Source organism: Frondihabitans peucedani, from assembly GCF_039537585.1.
GTDB classification, from domain to species: domain Bacteria; phylum Actinomycetota; class Actinomycetes; order Actinomycetales; family Microbacteriaceae; genus Frondihabitans; species Frondihabitans peucedani.
Map to the genome: position 1 here is coordinate 280,820 of NZ_BAABAU010000003.1, position 21,328 is coordinate 302,147.

The window sequence follows — 21,328 nt, forward strand, 5'->3', positions numbered from 1 at the left end:
GGTGGAACCGCCATCCTATGTGTCGAACCTCCACGGTCCGGCCCCGGTGATCAAGCCTGTGGACAACCTAAGCGGATGGTGAGTGTCAGTTCGACTGGCAGGTCGGGAGCGACGACACGTCGCCCTTCGAGGCGACCGTGTCGAGGACCGTGACCGACTGGTCGAGCGTGCTCACGGCGTACACCGACAGGCCGGACGGGATGTGTCCGGTCACCTCGTTGCAGTTGCTCGCCGGCGCCAGGAAGACCGTCGCACCGGCCGCTCTCGCCCCGTACATCTTCTGCCGGATGCCGCCGATCGCGCCGATGGTGCCGTTGGCGGTGATCGTCCCGGTGCCGGCGACCCTCTTGCCGCCGTTGAGCTCGCCCGGCGTGATCTTGTCGATGATCCCGAGCGCGAACATCTGCCCGGCACTCGGTCCGCCGACGTCGGCGAGCTTGAGCGAGACCGAGAACGGGAAGTCGTACGAGACGCTCGCTCCGATGCCGAGCAGGTACGCGGTCTGCCCGTTGCCCGTCACCTTCTGCGGCGTGATGGTCGCGACCCGGGTCGGGCCGCCCTGGGCCTCCGAGTCGCCGGACCGCGAGTACCGTACCGTCGCCGGCTTCGAGCCGTTCTTCGTCACCAGGGCGCGCAGGGTGTCGACGTCGCTGTTCTGACGGAGATCGACTCCGTTGATCGAGTCGATGACGTCGCCCTTGGCCAGCTTGCCGGAGGCGGGGCTGTCCTTCTCGACGGCGCTGACGGTGATCGAGGTGCCGACGTCGTATCCCTCGTGGTCGAGTGCCGCCGTCACCGCCGACTTCTGGCTCTGCTCCATGTCGAGGGTGTTCTGCTGGTCGACCTGCTTGTTCGAGACGCCCGTCGGGTAGATCTCGTCGACCGGGATGACGGCCTTGGAGGGGTCGAACCAGGCGCCGACGATCTCGGCCCAGTTGGGGCGCTGCGTCTGGTTGCCGACGACGCTCACCGTCAGCAGGTCGAGCGACCCGGCGGTGGCGTAGGTCGGGTGGCCCTCGATCGAGATCAGGGGGGTCTGCTTGCCGTCGAACTCGTTGGTGCCGAGGGTGTCGAAGACCGGGCCGGGCTGCTCGATCAGATACGGGGCGGGCAGGATCGACAGGACGATCCCGATCACGACGGCGACCGCGAGGAACACGAGGCCGACGGTGCTGCGACGCCGCCGCGGCGGAGGGGTCGAGCGCTCGGGAGCGGTGAACAGAGTCACGGGGAGACTGCCTTTCAAGGGGCGTCACGAGGCCGCGCGCCGATCGGAACCACGCTCTTCTGGCCGACCGACGGGAGTGTTCGCCGTGGGCGCAGTGGAGGACCCCCGAGAAGTGGTCGAATCCCAGACTGTTCGAGTGGCCACCGGCTAGCGTAGTTGCCATGTCTGAAGATTCGCAGCCCGGCCCGGAAGACGAGTTCCGCGACATGCTGCGGCAGTTCCTGTCCGGCGACTCCGAGATCGATCCGTCGAAGCTCGTCGGCGCAGCCGGTCTGCCGAACGACCCGGCCTTCATGGCCCGTCTGATGAGCCAGCTGCAGAACGCGGTCAACCGCTCGGGCGACGGGATCGACTGGTCGCTCGCCACCGAGCAGGCGACCAGCATCGGCAACCAGTCCGCCCTGGTCACTCCCCCGGCGAAGGTGAGCTCGCTCGAGCAGGCCTTCCACGTCGCGGCCCTGTGGCTCGACGAGGTCGCGCACGTCGCCGAGCTCACCGTCGAGCCCCGGCTGATGACCCGCGCCGAGTGGGCCCGCGCGAGCATGCCCGTCTGGACCCAGCTCGCCGAGCCCGTCGCCGCGTCGATCGCCGACTCCCTCACGCGCGTCCTCAGCGAGCAGGCTCCGGAGGAGATGCGCGGCATGCTCGCCGAGGCGAGCGAGGTGATGCGCAGCGTCGGCGGCGCCCTGTTCGCCATGCAGCTCGGGCAGGTCGTCGGACAGCTCTCGACCGAGGTCGTCTCCGGCGGCGACGTCGGCATCCCGCTCCTCGACGAGCAGCAGGCCGCCCTCGTCCCTCAGAACGTCGCCGCGTTCGGTGAGGGCCTCGACATCGACGCCGACCAGATCCAGCTCTACCTCGCCGTCCGGGAGCTCGCGCACGCCCGCCTGTTCCGGCACGCCCGCTGGCTCCGCCTGCACCTCATCACGTCGATCCGCGAGTTCTCGCAGGGCATCTCCATCGACACCAGTGCGCTCGAAGAGCTGGCGGTCGACTTCGATCCTGCGAATCCGGAGCAGCTCCAGGACGCCATGCGGAGCGGAGCGCTCATCCCTCCGAAGAGCGACGAGCAGCTCGCAGCGCTCGCCCGCCTCGAGACGACGCTCGCCCTCATCGAGGGCTGGGTCGACGTCGTCACCGCCGCGGCCACCGAGCGCCTCCCGAAGTCGGGCGCCATCGCCGAGATGGTCCGGCGCCGTCGTGCGGCGGGCGGTCCGGCCGAGTCGGCCTTCGCGACCCTGGTCGGTCTCGAACTGCGCCCGCGGCGACTCCGCGAGGCCGCGGCGATGTGGCAGGCCGTGCACGACGCCGTGGGCGGCGAGCAGCGCGACGCGCTCTGGGCCCACCCCGACATCGTCCCGACGAGCGAGGACATCGACGACCCTCAGGCCCTGATCGCGCGACTGACCGCCGGCGAGCCCGAGCTCGACGACGTCGACCGCGCCATCGCCGACCTGCTGAGCGACGACAGCGACGACCGGCCTCACGAGGCGGGAGACGGCTCGGCGGAGGAGCCCCGGGCCTGATCCTGCAGTCCGACGGGGGCGTTCTCTGCCGGGCCGCTTTCACACCGCCTCGGGGGAACGACGAGAGGGCCTGTGGACAACGTCTGCAGGCCTTCCGCCGTTCGGGCATCCTCTCGGCATGGACATCCGATTCGATCCCCGGCTCCCCTTCGTCTGGCGCGACCCGACCGCCCTGCAGGTGGGGGTCGACCGGGTCGTCGCCGTCCTCGACGGCGTCACGGCGAAGCACGAGAGGATCATCTCGGCCATCGCGTCCGGCCACGGGCGAGCGGGTGTCGGCCCCGTGGCGCAGCGGGCCGGCTGCAGTCCGGCCGAGGTCACGGCCCTCGTCGACCGCCTGACCCCGGCGCTGATCCGGCCGCGCGATCCGACGGCCCCGACCGTCCACGTCTCGGGCACGACGGTCCTCGCCGGGGAGGTGCGCGAGCTCGTCGCCTCCCTCGGCGTCGTGGTCGAGCCCACGGACGGCGAGAGCGCCCTGGCCGGCCCGGCGCCGTCGTTCGGCATCGCCGTCGCCGACCACGTGCACGATCCTGTGCTCGCACGGGTGTGGCTCGGCCGCGACGTCCCGCACCTGCAGGTGGTCACGGGCGACCGGACCATCAGGATCGGGCCCGTCGTCCGGCCCGGCCTCACCGCCTGCGCGCACTGCCTCGACCTGCACCGCGCCGACCACGACTCCTCCTGGGGAGTCCTCGCCGCCCAGCTCTGGGGGCGGCGCCAGATCGTCCCGACGCTCCTGGCCGTCCGCGAGGCGGCGACCCGCATCGCCCGACGCGCGATCGTGTCGGCGACGACGCCCGCAGGCTCGGCCGACGACAGCGTCGTCGACCTGATCGACGTCGACACCGGCGAGGTCATGCGGTCGACGACCCGACCGCATCCCGACTGCGGATGCGCAGTTCTTCCACGAACCGGCTCGGTCGGCGATCCGACTGCCCCCGACCCTGGCCCTGGTGGCTCCACGACAGATGCAGCCGTCGCCGTGCCCGCGTGATCCCGACGTAGAGGAGGCGGCGCTCCTCGTCGACGGCCTCGAAGGTCTGCGCGTAGCTGATCGGCAGCAGTCCCTCGCTGAGGCCGACGATATAGACGCTCTCCCACTCGAGGCCCTTGGCGGAGTGGAGGGTGGCGATTGTGACCGCCGACATGGTGGGCTCGTGCTGCCCGGCCTGGCGCGCGAACAGCTCGGCCACGAAGTCGCGGAGCGTCGTCTCGGGCGGCGCCTGCTCGGCCAGGCCCATCAGCGCGTTCAGCGACTCCCACCGGTCGCGCACCGCGCCGCGCTGCTCGGGGGCCTCCTGCGTCCAGCCGAGCGAGCGGAGCACGTCGCTGACGGTCTTGAAGAGGGGCTCGCCGACGATGCTGACGGCCGCGCCCTTCAGCATCATGAGCGCCTGCTTGACCTCGCGCAGCTCGAAGAACCTGGCTGCTCCGTGCAGGCGCGTGCTGATCCCGAGGTCGTCGAGCGCGCGCTCGAGCGCCGCGACCTGCACGTTGACGCGCACCAGGACGGCGATGTCCTCCGGCTTCGCTCCCTGCCGGATCTCCGCCGCGACGCTCTCGGCGACCGCCCGCGCCTCCGCGGAGTCCGAGACGTGGTCGGTCACCTTCGGCTGCGGCCCCGGCACCTGCTCGACCGGGTGGAGGTGGAGCGCACCGGGGCGGCCCCTCATGAGCTCGTTCGCCGTCTCGACGATCGGACGGGCCGACCGGTAGTTCTGCTCGAGACGCAGCACGGTGGCGTCGTCGTAGCGGGAGCCGAACCCGAGGAGGAAGTCTGCCGACGCCCCCGCGAACGAGTAGATTGTCTGGCTCGCATCGCCGACCACGCACACGTCGTTCCGGTCGCCGAGCCAGAGGTCGAGGAGATCCTGCTGGAGGGGCGAGACGTCCTGGTACTCGTCGACGACGAAGAAGCGGTACTGCTCGCGCACCTGCTGTGCGACGCGCGGCTCGAGCTCGAGCATGCCCGCCGTCGCCAGCAGGACGTCCTCGAAGTCGAGCTGACGCCGCGAGTCCTTGATGTCCTCGTAGGCCCGGTGCAGGTCGATCGCCTGCTCGGGCGTGATGCTCTGCGGGAGCGACCGGCTCGGGAGCGCAGCGGCGTACTCCTCGAGGGTGAGCCTCGACACCTTCCGCCACTCGATCTCGGCCGACAGGTCGCGGAGGCTCGGGGTGTCGAGCCGCAGCCGGAGGTTCTCGGCGGCGTGCGCCACGACCTTCGCCTTGCCGTCGAGCAGCCGGGGCATCGTTCCGCCCATCGTCTGGGGCCAGAAGTACGACAGCTGCGAGAGCGCTGCCGCGTGGAACGTCTTCGCCGACACTCCCCCGGCACCGAGCGCTCGGAGCCTGCTGCGGAGCTCCGCGGCGGCCCGCGACGTGAACGTGAGCGCCATGACGCGGTTCGGCGCGTAGACGCCGGTCGCCACACCGTAGGCGATGCGGTGCGTGATGGCGCGGGTCTTGCCCGTGCCGGCACCGGCGAGGAGGCAGACCGGGCCCAGGAGGGTCTGGGCGGCCCGTCGCTGCTGCTCGTCGAGGCCAGCGATCAGATCGGCGGCCTCCACGTCAGTCGGCGATCTCGGAGCCGTACCAGTCCTCGATGATCGCCCTGGCGATCGACGAACGGCCGGGCAGGATCACGGTGTCGCCGGCCTCCGCGGCCAGCTCCTCGCGGGTGAACCAGCGGAGGTCGATGATCTCGGCGCCGTCGGGCTCCAGGGTGCCGGGGTCGACGTCGTCGACGCGGGCGCGGAAGCCGACCATGAGCGACGCCGGGAACGGCCACGGCTGCGAGCCGAGGTACTCCGCGTCGGTGACCCGGACGCCCGACTCCTCGAAGATCTCGCGCTCGACGGCCTGCTCGAGCGACTCGCCCGGCTCGACGAAGCCCGCCAGGAGCGAGTAGCGGTTCTTCTCCCAGAGCGCGTTCGAGCCGAGCAGGAGGCGGTCGTCGGCGTCCGTGACGCCGACGATGATCGCCGGGTCGGTCCGCGGGAAGATCTCGTGGCCGTCGTCGGTGTCGACGCGGACCCAGCCGCCCTTGACGGAGCGGAGCGGCCGGCCGGTGCGGGGAGAGAAGCGGTGGGAGGCGTGCCAGTTGGCGATGGCGAGCGCCTCGGTGGCAAGGCCGGCGTCGCGGTCGCTCAGGCCGGTGGCGAACATGCGGAGGTTGCCCCACTGCTCGTCCGTCGCGACCTCGGACGCCTGCTCGTCGGTGAGGAGGGCGGCCAGGATGGGCGTGCCCACCGGCTCGTCGGCGTCGTCGGCGAGCGACAGGCCGAGGTACACCAGCTCGGCCTGCGGCGGGATCGCCGACGGCGGCAGCAGCTGGAGGCTCGTGTCGGTGCGAAACAGCGCGCGCCCCTTCGACACCGGCAGGATGCGGGTGCTCTCGTCTCCGAGGAGGGCCGGGAAGAGGTCTTCACGCTCTCGTGCCAGGTAGTCGCGGTCGACCTGATGACGCGAGAGCGGCAGCTTGGCGGAGAAGGAGGCCCGGTTTTCGGAGGGACGAGCAGGCATCCGACCACCAATCGTCGTGAGTATTCAGCGTGGCGCACGGCGGGTGGCCGTGATGGGCGGCCTACCCTTGGGGACATGGCCAGAACCCACCTAACTCTAGCCGCGCTGGCGACGGCCGCCGTCGCCGACCTCGACGTCCGACAGGTCGGCCCGCACGGCCGGCTCGGTGCCGGCGACTTCGACTCCGCGCGGCTCGCCGGCCCTCAGGGCGAGCGGTGGATCATCCGCGTCCCGCGCACCCAGCGGGCCGAGGCGCAGCAGTCGGCCGACCTCGTGGCGATCCGCGCGCTCAGCGCCGGCGTCCGCAGCAGGCTCTCGTTCACGGTGCCGTCCTACCGCGGTCAGGCCCCCATCGCCGAGACCCGGGCGATCGTGTACGACTACGTCGAGGGCTCGCCCCTCCGCGCGACCGACGTGCTCGCCGGCACCGGACTCCCCTCCGCCGTGGGTGCGGCCGTCGCTGCGATCCACTCGCTGCCGACGAGCTTCGTCACCGACGCCGGGCTCACGAGCCACACGCCCTTCGAGGCCATGCGCTCCTCGGCGAGCGTCGTCGACCGCGCCGCCGCGACCGGCCTTCTCCCGGCCGCGCTCCTCGAGCGCTGGGAGACCGCCATCCAGGACAGCCTGCTCTGGCAGTTCCAGCCGACCGTCGTCAATGGCTCCCTCGAGGCCGAGTCGCTGCTCGTGACCGGCGACGAGATCAGCGGTGTGATCGGGTGGCACGACCTGCAGATCGCTGATCCTGCGCGGGATCTCGCCTGGGTGCTCGGAGCCCCGACGCCCGACAGCATCGACGCCGTGTTCGAGGCGTACAACGTGGCGCGCGGCACGAGCGACCGGCAGCTGCGGCACCGCGCGACGCTCTACCACGAGCTCGATCTGGCGAAGTACCTCCTGCACGGCACGCACACGAAGAACACCGAGGTCGTCGACGACGCGGTCGCCATGATGTCGAGGCTCGTCGACGCCGTCCAGCTGCACGACGAGCGGCCGCTCGTGGTCGGCACCACCGAGGCGCTCGACCTCGACGGCGTCGAGGACCTCCTCGCGTCGACGGAGCGGCACCGGCCCTAGCGCGTCGGCGTCGCCCGGGCCCTGTCTCGCTCGCCCGGCCCGGCCCGGCCCGGCTCGCCCGACTCACCCAGCCCGACCCGCTCAGCCGCTCGCACCGCCGCTCGACGCGACTCCAGAGCCCTCCACGCCGGCCCAGAGCCGCTCGAGCTCGGCGCGGTCGCTGACGTGCACCGGGCGCAGGATCACGTCGTCGGCCACGAAGTAGAACACGGCGTCGATGCGCTCGGGGTCGATCCCGCGGTAGGCCGAGTAGGCCTCCCGGTAGAGCGCGAGCTGCAGCTGCTTCAGCTCGAGGTCGCGGTCGTCGCGGGGTGCCTTGCCGGTCTTCCAGTCGACCACCTGGTAGCCGCCGTCGCGCTCGAAGACGGCGTCGATCTTGCAGATGACCGTCCGTTCGCCGAGCGGCAGGTGGATCTCGAGCTCGACGTCGACCGCCTCGAGGTCGGCCCACTCCGATGCCTCGAAGGTCGTCTGGAGCTCGGCCAGGCGCCTCGCGTCGTCGGCGTCGACCGGAGCGTCACCGAGACCGAGAGCAGGAGCGCCCGACCCGGCGGTCCCCTCGTCGTCCGCGTCGAAGTCGAGCTCGAAGGGGCTGGCGTCGAGGGTCTCGATCTGTCCGCTCGGTCGGAAGCGCGACTCGACCCAGGCGTGGAAGAGGGTGCCGAGGCGGGTCGCCCGGTACGGCCGCTCGGGGAGCGGGCGCCGGAGCGAGGCCACGACCGCCGCTGGATCGTCGACGTAGTCTTTGAAACGAGACGCGGGGATGCGCTGGGGCAGCCCGACGGCGCCCGAGCGGTCGCGGAGGGCCGCGCTCTCGCGCAGCAGCAGCTCGATGTCGTCCGACCAGCGGCCGGCCTCGCGGGAGCCCGACTCGAGGGCACGCCTGACCGCGTCGGCCGCCTCGTGGACGACTCCCCGGCGCGCGCCCAGCGGATCGAAGGGCCAGGCCGGCGTGCGGTACTCCGCTGCGAGCGGGTTCTCGTCGGACTCGGGCGCCTCAGGCAGCGCCTCGGCGGGGATGAGCCCGGCTTCGGCGAGTTCGGCGAGGTAGGCGCTCGGTCGCCGCGGCCGCTTCTGCGTGGCCCAGAACGAGCCGGTCAGGAGCAGTGCGTCGCGAGCGCGCGTCAGAGCGACGTAGCCGAGCCGGCGCTCCTCGGCGAGGTGCCGGCGCTTCAGCTCGTCGCGGAAGACCTCGACGGCTTCGTGGAACTCGTTCTGATCGTCGGCGCCGCGCCACGCCAGCATCGGGAGCTCGGACGCGTCGCCGCGGAACTCGTAGGGCAGCTCGCCGAAGGCCACCCAGCCGTTGCCGTCGCGGGAGGTTCCCGGGAGCTCGCCCTCCACGAGGCGCGGCACGGCGACGAGCTGCCACTCGAGCCCCTTCGCCCCGTGGATCGTCAGGAGCTGGACGACCCCTGCTTCGCTCGCCTCCGAGCGCGGGCCCATGTCGTCGCGCCGCTCGGCGGCCGACAGCCAGCCGAGGAACCCCGCCAGGCTCGCGTTCTCGTCGGTCGCGACATAGCCGGCGACCTCGTCGTCGAAGGCCTGCAGATAGGCGCCGCCGTGCAGCGACCCGTTGACGGCCGCGACCTCGATGTCGAGGAGCATCTCCTGCTGCACGAGCGCGACGAGGTCGACGAGGTCGAGGCCGATCCTGTTGCGGAGCGATGCCAACTGCCGCGCCAGTCGGCGCAGCCGGTCGAGCCCCTCGGGACTGAACCCGCGGAGCTGCGAGTGCGTGACCGGAGCGGCACCGACGAAGTCGAGCGCGTCGACGATGGAGCCGTCCTCTCCGGCGGCCACCGACGCCCGGAGCCGTTCGCGCACCTGGTCGGGGAGCTTCTGCTGCGCGTGATCGTGCTGGAACAGCCACGACGACACCTCGCGGAGCACCTTGATGTCGTGGAGCCCGACGCGCCACCGGGCACCGGCCAGCAGCCGGATCAGCTCGGAACCCGCGGCGGGATCGTGCAGCACCCGGAGGCAACTGACGAGGTCGACGATCTCGGGTCGCGACAGCAGCCCGCCGACGCCCAGGACGTGGAAGGGCACCCCCCGGGCACGCAGCGCCTCGGCGAAGACCTGCACGTTCTTCTTCGAGCGGAACAGCAGAGCGGCGGTCCGCTTCGACCCGTCGTCGTTCGTCGTGGCGAGGCCGCGCTCGAGCCACTCGGCCACGGCCGCGGCCTCCTCGGGCAGGGTCTCGGGGAACGCCACCTCGACGTGGCCCTCCGGCGCGGACGGACGCGGCCGGAGGCGCCCGACCTCGACCAGGGACGCCCGCGAGAGCTCGTCGACGACGACGTTGGCCGCGTCGAGGACGCGGACGGGGTTCCGCCAGCTCGTCGACAGCGTGTACGACGACTGGTCGCCGGCCCCGAAGTCGCCGGGGAACCGGCCCAGGTTCGCAGCGCTGGCTCCCCGGAACCCGTAGATCGACTGGTGCGGGTCGCCGACCGCCATCACGGCCGTGCCGCCGAACAGCCGCGCCAGCAGGCGGGTCTGCACGACGCTCGTGTCCTGGTACTCGTCGAGCAGGATCACGCGGTACCGGTCTCGGTACTCGGCCACCACCGCCGCGTCGGTCTCGCACACCTCGAGCGCGAGAGCGACCTGGTCGGAGAACTCGACGAAGCCGCGCCGCGCCTTCTCGGCGCTGAACGCGGTGGCCAGGTCGAGGAGCGCCGGCAGCGACGCGACGGCTCCGGTCGCCCGGGTGACGTGCGGGCGGTGAGCCCGACCGGTGAAGGGCAGGGACGCGACGTCGAGGAAGCGCTCGGCCATCCTCGCGACCTCGCCCGCGTCGGCGACGTTCTCGCCGAGAGCGTGGCTCAGCGACAGGACGGCCTCGGTGATCTGGTCGACCGACTTGCCCATCTCGGCCAGTCTGTCGTCGTCGCTCCGCACCACGAGGGAGCGGGCCAGCTGCCAGGCAGACGCCTCGCCGAGGAGCTGCGACTCGCTCTCGCGGCCGACGAGCAGCGCATGATCGCGGAAGATGGCGTTGGCGAAGGCGTTGTAGGTCGAGACGGTCGGCGCGTCGAACGGGTCGAGAGCCACGTCGAGCAACCCCTTGTCGGTCAGGAGATCGATGCGCTTCGCGATGCGCTCGCCGAGCTCGCCCGCCGCCTTGCGCGTGAAAGTCAGGCCCAGGATCTCGGGCACCCGGACGTGCCCGTTCGCGAGCAGCCAGACGACGCGGCTCGCCATCGTCTCGGTCTTGCCGCTGCCTGCTCCGGCGACGACGAGCGCGGGTTCGAGCGGGGCCTCGATGACCCTCTGCTGCTCGGCAGTCGGCTCGGGCAGGCCGAGGACGGCTGCGATGTCGGTCGCCGAGTAGTGCCTGGTGGTGGTCTCGGTCTCGCTCACTGGGTCACCTCTCCGACGACGTGGATCCGGCAGCTGCCGCCGCCCCTCTGCAGGCAGTGCTCGTCGATCCTGGCCTCGAACACGCGACCGGCCATCCCGACGGCGTCGGCGCGGACCCTCTCTCGGAAGGCGTCGACCGCCTGGTCGTCGAAGGGCGCCTGGACCCGCTCGGAGTAGGCCTTCCTGGCCGTCCGCACCGCGACGAACAGCAGCTTGGCACCGCCGCGGGGCGACCCGGCGGGAGCAGCCTCGAGCGCGCCGTCGACGAGAGCGAGCTGGTAGCTGCCGAGCTGCGGGTTCTTCTCCGCCTCGGAACCGGACGGGGCGTACTTGCCGGTCTTGAGGTCGACGATGACCACGCTGCCGTCGGCCTGACGCTCGACCCGGTCGATCTTGCCTCGGAGGGCGGCCTGCCCGACGTCGAGCTCGAAGCCCGACTCGGCGCCGAGGAGGGTCGCCTGGGAGGCCACGAAGTCGGCGAGGTACGCCGCGAGGCTCTCGGTCATGGCGCGGGCGCGCCTCTTCTCGGACGCCGCGATCCAGTCGGACTCGAACTCGAGCTCGCCCCAGCGGGCCTCGACGCCGCGCCAGAGCGACTCGACGTCGATCTCGACGGCGTTCTCCATCACGTCGTGGATGACGGTGCCGAGCCCCATTGCGGTGCTCGAGGCGGATCCGCCGAACCTCTCGACGAACCAGTGCAGCGGGCACTCCTCGAAGGTGCCCATCGACGACGGCGAGACCGCCACGCGGGCCCCGGGGTCGGTGAGGTCGACCAGGTCGTCGGTGGTCGACGGCTCGAGGAGGCCGTACCACTCGTCAGGCGACGCCCCGGCGACACCGGCCTCGGCCAGGCGGGCGAGGCCTCCGGCGGCGTCCGCCGCGTCGAGAGGACCCCGGCCGGCGACCTGGGCGTTGCGGAGGTGGCCGACGAGACCTCGGAGAGACAGGGGCGGCCGGACGTCGACGACCGGGGCGGTCGGCGGCACCAGCCTCAGGAACATCGACGGCGACTCGTCGTCGTTGGAGGTGCACGAGAGGACGACCTGGCGCGTGGCGCGGGAGGCGGCCAGCGCCAGGATCCGGAGCTCGTCGGACAGCACGCCCGCGCGACGCCCGACCGCGGTGTCGGCCGCTCCCCCGGGCGCCGCCGCCTGCGGGCCGTTCTCGAGCGCCTCGACGAGGGCGTCGGGCGCGAGCAGCCCGCCGCGGACCCGCAGGTTCGGCCAGACGCCGTCCTGGAGGCGCGCGATCACGACGACGTCGACCTCGGCTCCGATCGCGGCGGACGGCGTGCACACGAGGACGGACTCGGCGAGCGCCTGCGGCGACAGCGTGTCTTCGGGCACGTCCGCCCCGAGCATCGCGTCGAGGAAGACCACGGCCGACGCCTCGGGCGTCCGTTCGACGAAGCGCTTGGCCGCCGTGAAGAGGGCGACGACGCCGTCGAGGTGCCGGTCGGCCTCGGCCGCGACGATGCCGTGGCCGCGGGACTGCCCGCTCCACTCGTCGGCCAGGCCGCTCCGCTCCCAGAGCCCCCAGAGGACCTCCTCGATGCTGAGACCCGCGGCGGCGTCGACTCGCGCCTGCTCGAGGCTCTTCGAGAACCGGCCCGCCCTCGCCGCGAAGCGGGCGTCGATCGTCGCGAAGCGGCCTGCCCCCGAGAGCGCCTCGACGAGCAGGTCGTCGGCGGAGCGGCTCCCGTCGCCGGCCAGCTCCTCAGCGCGGAGGGCCAGCCGCAGCCGACGCAGGGAGAGCGAGTCGAAACCGGCCAGCGGGCCGCCGAGCAGCTCGGTCGCGACCTCCGCGGTCAGCGGCTCGCGGCCCGTGGCGACCGAGGCGGCCAGGAGAAGATGCCGGGCCCCGAACTCGTCGCGGACGGCGCGGCCGCCGATCGGGGTGCGGGTGGGCACCTCCGCGAGCTGGAGCGAGCGGGCGACGCTCGGGACGAGGGCGCCGTTCCGCACCACGACCATCATCCTCGACCAGGGGATGCCGCCGAACAGGTGGTGCTCTCGGAGGGATCTCGCCACGGCGGCGAGCTCGTGCGCGGGGCTGTCGGACTCGATCCGGAGGAGCGGAGGCAGAGAGGCGTCGTCGTCGGTCGTCGAGCCGGCGGCGTGCTGGCGGCCCGCGCCCGCAGCGCCGATCCGCTCGGAGATGCCGCGGACGAACGACCGCACGGCAGGACCGTGCCGGTGCACGGACTCGAGGTGGACGGTCTCGACGGAGGGGAGGTCGAGGCGGAGGCCCAGCCGCCCGAGCACGTCGGGCGAGCCCCCTCGGAACGCGTTCGTCGCGAGATCGGGGTCGCCGAAGGCGACGATGTCGATGCCCCGCCGGGCGAGCGCACGCAGGAGGGCGAGGGTCGACTCGGTGGCCTCCTGGGCGTCGTCGACGACGACGACCCGGAGCCCCTCGAGCAGCGGCGAGGTCTCGCCGCGGTCGAGCGCGGCCACGGCGTAGTCGACGAGCTCGGCCGAGTCGAGCACGCCGGCCCGCAGACCGTCGACGACCTCGCGGTACTCGTCGATGAAGTCGGCGGCCGCCTGCCATTCGGGACGCTCGGCGGCGACGCCGAGGCTCCGCAGGAGGGACGTGGAGACGGAGTGCTCGGTCGCCCGCATCATCAGCTCGCGGAGCTCGGTGCGGAACCCGCGCAGGCTGCGGACGGCGGGCCCCAGGTTCTCGGGCCACGCCGGACCGGTGCCGTCGTCGAGGTGGCCCTGCAGGAGGTCGCGGATCACGGCGTCCTGCTCGCCGCCGGTGAGGAGCACGGGAGGAGCGCTCGACGACGCGCGAGCCGAGTGGCCGGTGATGTCGAAGGCGAGCGAGGCGATGGTCCGGGCGAGGGGCCCGGGCGTCGGGAGGTCGAGTCGAGCCGCCAGGACGTCGCGGAGGGCGGTCGCCGTCGCCCGCGTCGGCGTCAGCGCCATGACCGAGGTCGGACCCCAGCCCCGCCGGTGCACGCGGTCGAGCACGAAGGAGATCAGAGCCTCGGTCTTGCCGGAGCCGGGCGCGCCGATGACGGCGGCGGAGCGGCCGTCGGCGAGCGCGAGGACGGCCCGCTGCGACGGGTCGAGCGACCCGGGCCCGCGGAGGGCAGGACGGACCGCCGGAGAGGACGACGCGGTGCTGGATGCTGTGGTGACCACGGGACGACGGTAGCGGGTGCCTCCGACAACGGGGGTCGGATCCTGCGCCCCCTCCGCCCTTCGAGACTGCCGCTTCTGCCGACAGTGAACGCGGGACTCCGACGCGTGGGAAGTCGGTTATCGTCGTCCTCGTGGACATTCGCATCGGTATAGCCAACAGCCCCCGTGAGATCTCGTTCGAGTCGGCCGAGACGCCGGCCGACGTCGAGAAGGTCGTCGCCGACGCACTCGACGGCGGCAAGAGCTACTTCACCCTGAAAGACACCAAGGGCAAGGTCTTCCTGGTCCCCACCGCAGGCCTCGCCTACGTGGAGGTCGGCTCCGAGGAGCGCGGCCGCGTCGGCTTCGTCAGCTAGCCGTGGAGCTCCTGTTCGCCGCCCTGGGCGGCGCTCTGATCGGGCTGGTCCTGCACTTCGCGCTGCCCGGCGCCGACACCCGCGGTCTCGTCTGGCTCGCAGGATGGGGCGCGGCCTCGGCCATCGTGGTCTGGGAGCTGTTGACCTGGCTCGAGTGGAAGTCCGACTCCGGCTGGATCTGGGCCGTGACGCTCATCGTCGCGGGCCTCACCGCCGCCGCGGTGGGTCGACTCGGAACGGTGCGCCGGCGCGAGGCGGACAGGGAGCAGCTCGACCGGCTGATCCGGGGCGCTGCGGCCTGAGATCGGCCTTGTCCTGCTGACGCAGGCCTTCTCCTCCTGAGTGGCAGCAGGCGGTCGTGGGGTCAGGCGGTCAGCCCGAGGGCGTCCATCCTGCGCGTGTGGGCGGCGATCAACTCGGTGAACACCGGCTCGAGACGCTCATCGTCAGCCGACTCGTGCGAGGCGGAGATCGCGGCGCGCGCCACCAGCAGGGTGTCGCCCACGAGACGCCTCCCCCAGAGGGCGAGGCGCGAGGCCAGCTTTGGATCGGCTCCGATCGCGAGCGAGAGCTCGGTCACGATCCCCGACTCGTCTCTCGCAGCCCCGGTCTCGAGCGCCGCGACGACGCGGTCGCGGTAGTCGTCGGGGAGCCCCGCGGCCAGCCGGGAGAAGACGTCGTCGAGGAGGCCGGCTCCGACGTAGGTGGCGAGCATGGTCTCGTACCAGTCGCCGCCGCCGGTCCGCTGCTGGAAGTCGTCGATGACGGCCGTGTGCGGCTGCATGACGTCGGCGGCGTCCTTGCCGGCGCGCTCGATCTCCGTCAGGAGGGCCTGATGCCGCTCGAGGGTCGACGTCGCGACCAGCCCGGTCAGGGCCTTGGCCCGAGTCGACGGAGCGATGCTCGAGGCGCGCCCGAGGGACTCGAACAGGGCGAGCTGCAGATAGGCCGCGAGACCGAGGTAGACGTCGAGGTCGGGAGTGAAGTCGCCGAGCTCGACCCGACTGACGACCAGGGGCCGGGAGGCCGCTCGCGGACGCGCGTTCTTCGGCGTCGTCCTCCGAGCACGAAAGCTCCTCCACGAAATCACGGCACCACCTTAGAGGGTCGAGTCTGGGCACTGAGCCAGCTCTGCGGACCGACCGGCTAAACTGCTGGCTTACCCCTACATATGAGACAGGGCCACACTTGACATTCAGCGACCTCTCGATCGACCAGGACATGGTCGACGCTCTGGCGTCCAAGGGGATCATCGAACCCTTCCCGATCCAGACCCAGACCATCCCCCTCGCCCTCGCGGGGCAGGACATCATCGGCCAGGCCAAGACCGGCACCGGCAAGACGTTCGGCTTCGGCCTCCCGATCATCCAGCGCATCGGCCTCCACCCGGCCGACGGCGTGAAGGTCCTCGTCGTCGTCCCCACGCGCGAACTGTGCGTTCAGGTGAGCGAAGACCTCGAGACCGCGACCGCCAACCGCCCCGACACGAAGATCGTGTCGATCTACGGCGGCAAGGCCTACGAGGGCCAGGTCGAGCAGCTCAAGGCCGGCGCTCAGATCGTCGTCGGCACCCCGGGGCGCCTCCTCGACCTCGCCGGCCAGCGCCTCCTCGATCTCAAGAACGTCACCGAGGTGGTCCTCGACGAGGCCGACAAGATGCTCGACCTCGGGTTCCTCTCCGACATCGAGAAGATCTTCGCGCAGATCCCTGCGACGCGGCACACGATGCTGTTCTCGGCGACGATGCCCGGCCCGATCGTCGCTCTCGCCCGTCGCTTCATGACGAAGCCGATCCACATCCGCGCGACCGACCCCGACGAGGGCCTCACGCAGGCCAACATAAAGCACCTCGTCTACCGGGCCCACAACCTCGACAAAGACGAGGTCATCGCCCGCATCCTGCAGTCCGAGGGCCGCGGCAAGACCGTCGTGTTCACGCGCACGAAGCGCGCCGCCGCCAAGCTCGTCGAAGAGCTCAACGACCGCGGCTTCAACGCCGCCGCCGTCCACGGCGACCTCAACCAGGAGCAGCGCGAGCGCGCGATGGCCGCCTTCAAGGCCGGCAAGAAGGACATCCTGATCGCCACCGACGTCGCGGCCCGCGGCATCGACGTGAACGACGTCACGCACGTGATCAACCACACCGTGCCCGACGATCACGACACCTACCTCCACCGCGCCGGCCGCACCGGCCGTGCGGGCAAGACCGGCATCGCCGTGACGTTCGTCGACTGGGACGACCTGCACAAGTGGGCCCTCATCAACCGCGCTCTCGAGATGAACATCCCCGAGCCCGTCGAGACCTACTCGTCGAGCCCGCACCTGTTCGCCGACCTCGACATCCCCGAGGGCACGCGCGGTCGCCTGAAGCCCACCTCGCGCGAGGTCCCACCGCGGTCGGCTGTCGCCGGCACGGGCCGCTCGGGTTCTCGTGACGGGTCCTCGCGCGATGGCTCGACTCGTGAGGGGTCTTCGCGTGACGGCTCGTCTCGTGACGGCTCGACTCGTGACTCGTCGCGGGGCCGCGGTCGTGGCCGCGGCGCCCAGGGCTCTGCGCCCCAGGGTCAGCGTGAAGAGGCCGTCCCCGCTGTCGCCGGCACCTCAGCCCCTGCCGACGGCGAGAGCAGCAGCGCCCCGCGTCGTCGCAGCCGCAATCGTCGCCGTCGTCCCGGTGGCGAGGGTGCAGGATCGGCCGCACCCGCCGCCGAGTAGCACTTCCTCCGGAGCCCCGCCGACCGCAGCCTGGTCGGCGGGGCTCTTCTCTGCCCGCGTGCTGCCCCTGCCTTGCCCCTGCCTTGCGTCGCGTACAAATGGACGGAGATTCTCGCGAAATCACGAAAGTGAGGCGGATCCGAGGGGCATCGCGCGAGAATCTCCGTCCATATGCGCGCTCGGCATTCCTCCTGACCCCGCGCGCTGCTCGTCCGTACAAATGGACGGAGATCCTCGCAGGATCACGAAAGTGAGGCGGATCGGAGGTGCACTCCCCGAGGATCTCCGTCCATATGCGCGCTCGGCTCTCCTCCAGACCCCGCACGCTGCTCGTCCGTACAAATGGACGGAGATCCTCGCAGGATCACGAAAATGAGGCGGATCGGAGGGGCACCGCCCGAGAATCTCCGTCCATATGTGCACGAAGAAGCAAGCAGACAAGCAGGCACGCGCGCACCCACACCCGCACCTCAGCCCGCGACAGGCTCGCTTCCGGTCGCCTGGGCGACGATGCGCTCCAGCTGGTCGGGGGCCGTGCTGTTCTCGGCGAGGCGGTTGGGCTTGCCCTCGCCGTGGTAGTCGCTCGATCCGGTGACGATCAGGTCGTACTGGGCCGCGAGCGCGAGCAGCGTCTCTTTGCCGCCCTCGGTGTTCTCGCGGTGGTTCACCTCGACGCCGCCGAGGCCGGCCTCGACGAGTTCGAGCAGGTGGGTCCGGGGCAGGTTGGTCTCGCGGCCTCGCGTCGCGGGGTGCGCCAGGACGGGGACGCCGCCGGCAGCCCGGATCAACTGCACGCCGGTCAGCGGGCTCGGCGCCTCGTGGGGCTCGTAGTAGCCGCTCCGCCAGTGCAGGATCCCGGCGAAGGCGGCGCTCCGGTCGACGGCGTAGCCCTTGGCGACGAGGGCGTCGGCGATGTGCGGCCGGCCGAGGGTGGCGCCGACGGTGGCCTGCGCGAGGACGTCGTCCCAGGTCAGGTCGTAGTCGACTCCGATGCGCTCGACCATGCGCTCGGCGCGCACCGACCGGTCGTGTCGCAGGCGGTCGGTCGTCGTCACGAGTGCTTCGTCCGCAGGATCGAAGAGGTACCCGAGCATGTGGACGCTGTACACGCCCACGCGGGTCGACAGCTCCATGCCCGGCACGAGGGTCATGCCGGTGCCGAGCACGGCCTCCCGGGCCTCCTGCCAGCCGGCCGTCGAGTCGTGGTCGGTGAGCGCGACGGCGGAGAGGCCGAGGCCTGCGGCCGCACGGACGAGCTCGCCGGGCGTCTCCGTCCCGTCGGACACGCTGGAGTGCGTGTGCAGGTCGATGGGGCCGGAGGTCATCTGCCCATCGTAGGTCCCGGTCGGTCACGCGTCGTTCAGCCGGGGGCGGCCCCGCGTCCCGTAGGCTCTGGGGACCGTGCTCCGCCGATTCGTCTCCTTCGTCCTGCTGCTGGCCATCGCCGCGGCTCTCTTCGTCGTGTGCTTCCCGCAGGTCGTCGGCCTGCAGCGGAGCTACGGGTTCTCCCAGCTGCTGGCGTTCCGCGGCGTGCTGGTCGTCGTCGCGGTCGTGGCGGCGGTCGTGATCCTGCTCCTCGCACTCGTGATCCGGCCGGTCAGGGGCTTCTTCGGCGGGCTCGGCGTGCTGCTGCTGGTCTTCGCGGCGGTCTCGGCCGGCGTCGTGGTGGAGCGCGGCACGGGTTCGACGTCGTTCGACGCCAAGAAGTCGGGCGACATCACGGTCGTCGCGTGGAACACCGAGGGAGGCGCTCCGGGGTCGGCGACGATCGCGCAGCTCGCTCTCGCGCAGCACGCCAACATCGTGAGTCTCCCCGAGACGCAGCGGAAGACGGGCGACGAGGTCGCGGCGATCATGAAGCGGAGCGGGGTCACGATGAGCGTGCTCACCCTCGCGTACGACCAGAGAGACACCGCGCTCTCGACCACCCTGCTCATCTCGGCCAACCTCGGCGAGTACGAGACGTCCGCCGACAAGACGACGACGCCGTGGCTGCCGACGCTGGTCGCGCGTCCGTCCGACGGCGACGGCCCCGTCATCGTCGCCGTCCACCCGGCCTCCCCCGTGAAGTCGCACATGGCCGACTGGCGAGCGGGGCTGAAGTACCTCTCGAAGCTGTGCTCGGGCGAGAGCATGATCATGGCCGGCGACTTCAACTCGACTCTCGATCACCAGTCCGGCCTCGGGGCCACGCCCAGCTCGAGCCTCGGCAAGTGCCGCGACGCGGCCAAGGTGACCAGCAACGCCGGCGTGGGCACCTGGCCGACGAACGTCCCGGAACTCCTGGCGACTCCGATCGACCACGTGATGAACACGTCCGACTACACCGTCACGGGCTTCAAGGTGATCACCAACCAGGACTCGGCGGGAAGCGACCACCGGCCCATCGTGGCGCAGCTGACCCCTCGCGCCAGCGACTAGCCGTCCCGGGCGCAGGGTGCGCAGGATCGCGTCCTCCCCACCGCCAGCGCAGGATCGACTTCTCCACAGCCCGCCACGGACCCCGCTCCTCCGCCGACTCCCGGCCTCATAATGGGTCACATGGCAGATCAGAAGGCACCGCGAGCCACCACCAACCGCTCGACCACGCCGGGCTCCGACACGTTCAAGCAGTACATCTCGTCGCAGTGGGCCGAGCGCCCGGACGAGGAGGTGCCCGCTCGCGAGCAGTCGGCCTTCGCCGCTCGCCGCCGTGCCGCGATCAGTGCCGCGCACCCGGGCACGAGGCTGATCGTCCCCGCGGGCCAGGCCAAGGTGCGGTCGAACGACACCGACTACCCGTTCCGCGCCCACTCCGCCTTCTCCCACCTGACCGGCTGGGGCGCCGACACGGTTCCCGGGTCCGTCCTGGTGCTCGAGCCCACCGCCGACGGCCACGAGGCGACCCTCTACTTCCGGGCCAGCGCGGGTCGTGACTCCGACGAGTTCTACGCGAACCCCGAGATCGGCGAGTTCTGGATCGGGCCGCGTCCGTCATTGGCGCAGGTCGGCACCGATCTCGCTCTGGCGACCCGCGATCTCGCCGACCTCGACGCCGTCATCGCCGCAGCCGGGTCTGCCGAGAGCGACGACGACACGCTGGTCGTCCGCGAGGCCGATCCCGATCTCACGCGCCGTCTCGACGCGCTGCCGACCGGCGCGACCGACAAGACCGTCGACACGGTCGAGACCGTCGACACGGTCGCCGACCGCGCTGCCAGTCTCGACGTCCTGTCGCGCGACCTCAGTGAGCTCCGCCTCGTCAAGGACGACTACGAGATCGCGCAGATGCGCGCTGCGGTCGCGGCGACGAAACGCGGCTTCGACGACATCATCGACGACCTCCCCGAGGTCGTCGCGCACCGTCGCGGCGAGCGGCTCGTCGAGGGCACCTTCAACCGAAGGGCACGGGCCGACGGCAACACGGTCGGCTACGACACGATCGCGGCGTCCGGCCCGCACGCGTGCATCCTGCACTGGACGACGAACGACGGCGTCGTGGCCCCGGGCGACCTCATCCTGATCGACGCCGGCATCGAGCTCGAGAGCCTCTACACGGCCGACATCACCCGCACCCTGCCGATCTCCGGCACCTTCTCCGACGTGCAGCGGCTCGTCTACGAGGCCGTCCTGGAGGCTGCCGACGCCGCCTTCGCGATCGTCAGGCCCGGCATCCGCTTCCGCGAGATCCACGCCACCGCGATGGCCGTGATCGCCGAGAAGACCGCCGAGTGGGGCTTCCTCCCGGTCAGCGCGGCCGAGTCCATCCAGCCCGAGCAGCAGTACCACCGGCGCTACATGGTCCACGGCACCAGCCACCACCTCGGCATCGACGTGCACGACTGCGCGGCGGCCCGACGCGACCTGTACCTCGACGGCGTCCTCGAGCCGGGCATGGTGTTCACCATCGAGCCCGGCCTCTACTTCCAGCCCGACGACCTGACGGTGCCCGAGGCGTTCCGCGGGATCGGCGTCCGGATCGAGGACGACATCCTGGTCACCGCCGACGGGGCGGAGAACCTGTCGATCGCCATTCCGCGCACCGTCGCCGATGTCGAGGCGTGGGTGGCCGTGCAGAAGTAAGCTCGGCAACCACGACGACCGGCCCTTGAGGGCCGGCGTCGACGGCCACCCCTCCTTCGCCACGACGGGTGGTGCGGGCGGCGGGTCCACGCGTATCGGCCAGGGGGGCGATCATTTCAAGCGATGCACAGCGACGCCGGACGGGCGGGCGAGCACTGGCGGGCGGGGGTGCCGGTGCCCGCGGTACCGGCGGCGCCGGTGCGGGCGGCGGTAACGGCGCCCGCGGTGCCGGTGCCGGTGCCGGTGCCGGAGGCGCTGCCCGCGGCAGCCTCGGCCTCGGCACGGGCACGCTGCTCCGACGGCGGGCCCGCCGTCAGC

At 71.6% G+C, this 21,328-nt stretch carries 14 protein-coding genes and 1 pseudogene; 8 read left to right on the forward strand and 7 right to left on the reverse strand.

Features of this window, described 5'->3' with window-relative positions; genetic code table 11:
- Nucleotides 1–85: 85 nt before the first annotated feature.
- Nucleotides 86–1,228: a YlbL family protein gene (locus ABD733_RS12775; RefSeq protein WP_344796781.1), complete on the reverse strand. Its 1,143-nt coding sequence runs from the start codon at nucleotides 1,226–1,228 to the stop codon at nucleotides 86–88.
- Between the two features lie 161 nt (nucleotides 1,229–1,389).
- Here ABD733_RS12775 and ABD733_RS12780 point away from each other — a divergent pair, with 161 nt between their 5' ends.
- Nucleotides 1,390–2,754, forward strand: a complete 1,365-nt coding sequence (locus ABD733_RS12780) for a zinc-dependent metalloprotease (protein ID WP_344796783.1) — start codon at nucleotides 1,390–1,392, stop codon at nucleotides 2,752–2,754.
- A gap of 118 nt (nucleotides 2,755–2,872) precedes the next feature.
- Nucleotides 2,873–3,607, forward strand: a pseudogene (locus tag ABD733_RS12785) (TOMM precursor leader peptide-binding protein); the annotation flags it as partial.
- A gap of 4 nt (nucleotides 3,608–3,611) precedes the next feature.
- Here ABD733_RS12785 and ABD733_RS12790 read toward each other — a convergent pair.
- On the reverse strand, nucleotides 3,612–5,324 hold the full coding sequence (locus ABD733_RS12790; protein ID WP_344796785.1) for an ATP-dependent helicase: 1,713 nt from the start codon (nucleotides 5,322–5,324) through the stop codon (nucleotides 3,612–3,614).
- A gap of 1 nt (nucleotide 5,325) precedes the next feature.
- Nucleotides 5,326–6,279, reverse strand: coding sequence for an NAD(+) diphosphatase (gene nudC, locus ABD733_RS12795; protein WP_344796787.1), 954 nt, complete (start codon nucleotides 6,277–6,279; stop codon nucleotides 5,326–5,328).
- 75 nt (nucleotides 6,280–6,354) lie between these two features.
- On the opposite strand from nudC, the gene ABD733_RS12800 reads away from it, so the two are divergent.
- Nucleotides 6,355–7,356 (forward strand): phosphotransferase, encoded by a 1,002-nt coding sequence (locus ABD733_RS12800; RefSeq protein ID WP_344796789.1) that lies wholly within the window; start codon nucleotides 6,355–6,357, stop codon nucleotides 7,354–7,356.
- An 81-nt stretch (nucleotides 7,357–7,437) separates the two neighbouring features.
- Here ABD733_RS12800 and ABD733_RS12805 read toward each other — a convergent pair whose 3' ends face one another.
- Nucleotides 7,438–10,725, reverse strand: coding sequence for an ATP-dependent DNA helicase (locus ABD733_RS12805; RefSeq protein WP_344796791.1), 3,288 nt, complete (start codon nucleotides 10,723–10,725; stop codon nucleotides 7,438–7,440).
- The gene (locus ABD733_RS12810) at nucleotides 10,722–13,880 is read right to left on the reverse strand and encodes a PD-(D/E)XK nuclease family protein (RefSeq protein ID WP_344796793.1); all 3,159 of its coding nucleotides are present in this window, start codon (nucleotides 13,878–13,880) and stop codon (nucleotides 10,722–10,724) included. Before ABD733_RS12810 ends, ABD733_RS12805 begins: the two co-directional genes overlap by 4 nt.
- Before the next feature lie 131 nt (nucleotides 13,881–14,011).
- On the opposite strand from ABD733_RS12810, the gene ABD733_RS12815 reads away from it, so the two are divergent.
- Nucleotides 14,012–14,236: a DUF3107 domain-containing protein gene (locus ABD733_RS12815; RefSeq protein ID WP_344796796.1), complete on the forward strand. Its 225-nt coding sequence runs from the start codon at nucleotides 14,012–14,014 to the stop codon at nucleotides 14,234–14,236.
- A 2-nt stretch (nucleotides 14,237–14,238) separates the two neighbouring features.
- Nucleotides 14,239–14,538, forward strand: coding sequence for a hypothetical protein (locus tag ABD733_RS12820; RefSeq protein ID WP_344796798.1), 300 nt, complete (start codon nucleotides 14,239–14,241; stop codon nucleotides 14,536–14,538).
- Between the two features lie 62 nt (nucleotides 14,539–14,600).
- On the opposite strand, the gene ABD733_RS12825 is transcribed toward ABD733_RS12820, so the two are convergent.
- Nucleotides 14,601–15,326: a ferritin-like fold-containing protein gene (locus ABD733_RS12825; protein ID WP_344796800.1), complete on the reverse strand. Its 726-nt coding sequence runs from the start codon at nucleotides 15,324–15,326 to the stop codon at nucleotides 14,601–14,603.
- A 98-nt stretch (nucleotides 15,327–15,424) separates the two neighbouring features.
- Here ABD733_RS12825 and ABD733_RS12830 point away from each other — a divergent pair, with 98 nt between their 5' ends.
- A complete protein-coding gene (locus tag ABD733_RS12830; protein ID WP_344796801.1) occupies nucleotides 15,425–16,948 on the forward strand; it encodes a DEAD/DEAH box helicase in 1,524 nt (507 codons plus the stop codon).
- A 470-nt stretch (nucleotides 16,949–17,418) separates the two neighbouring features.
- On the opposite strand, the gene ABD733_RS12835 is transcribed toward ABD733_RS12830, so the two are convergent.
- Entirely contained in the window at nucleotides 17,419–18,273 is an 855-nt protein-coding gene (locus tag ABD733_RS12835) for a PHP domain-containing protein (protein WP_344796803.1), read from the reverse strand.
- A 76-nt stretch (nucleotides 18,274–18,349) separates the two neighbouring features.
- Between ABD733_RS12835 and ABD733_RS12840 the strand changes: the two genes are divergently transcribed.
- Nucleotides 18,350–19,369 carry an endonuclease/exonuclease/phosphatase family protein gene (locus ABD733_RS12840; RefSeq protein WP_344796805.1) on the forward strand — a complete coding sequence of 340 codons (1,020 nt, stop codon included), beginning with the start codon at nucleotides 18,350–18,352 and terminating at the stop codon, nucleotides 19,367–19,369.
- A 120-nt stretch (nucleotides 19,370–19,489) separates the two neighbouring features.
- On the forward strand, nucleotides 19,490–21,010 hold the full coding sequence (locus ABD733_RS12845; protein WP_344796807.1) for an aminopeptidase P family protein: 1,521 nt from the start codon (nucleotides 19,490–19,492) through the stop codon (nucleotides 21,008–21,010).
- The last annotated feature ends 318 nt before the right edge of the window (nucleotides 21,011–21,328 follow it).

Coding starts and splice junctions, on each gene's coding strand:
- ABD733_RS12780 (WP_344796783.1), top strand. CDS start 1,390: ATGTCTGAAGATTCGCAGCCCGGCCCGGAAGACGAGTTCCGCGACATG.
- nudC (WP_344796787.1), bottom strand. CDS start 6,279: ATGCCTGCTCGTCCCTCCGAAAACCGGGCCTCCTTCTCCGCCAAGCTG.
- ABD733_RS12800 (WP_344796789.1), top strand. CDS start 6,355: ATGGCCAGAACCCACCTAACTCTAGCCGCGCTGGCGACGGCCGCCGTC.
- ABD733_RS12835 (WP_344796803.1), bottom strand. CDS start 18,273: ATGACCTCCGGCCCCATCGACCTGCACACGCACTCCAGCGTGTCCGAC.
- ABD733_RS12845 (WP_344796807.1), top strand. CDS start 19,490: ATGGCAGATCAGAAGGCACCGCGAGCCACCACCAACCGCTCGACCACG.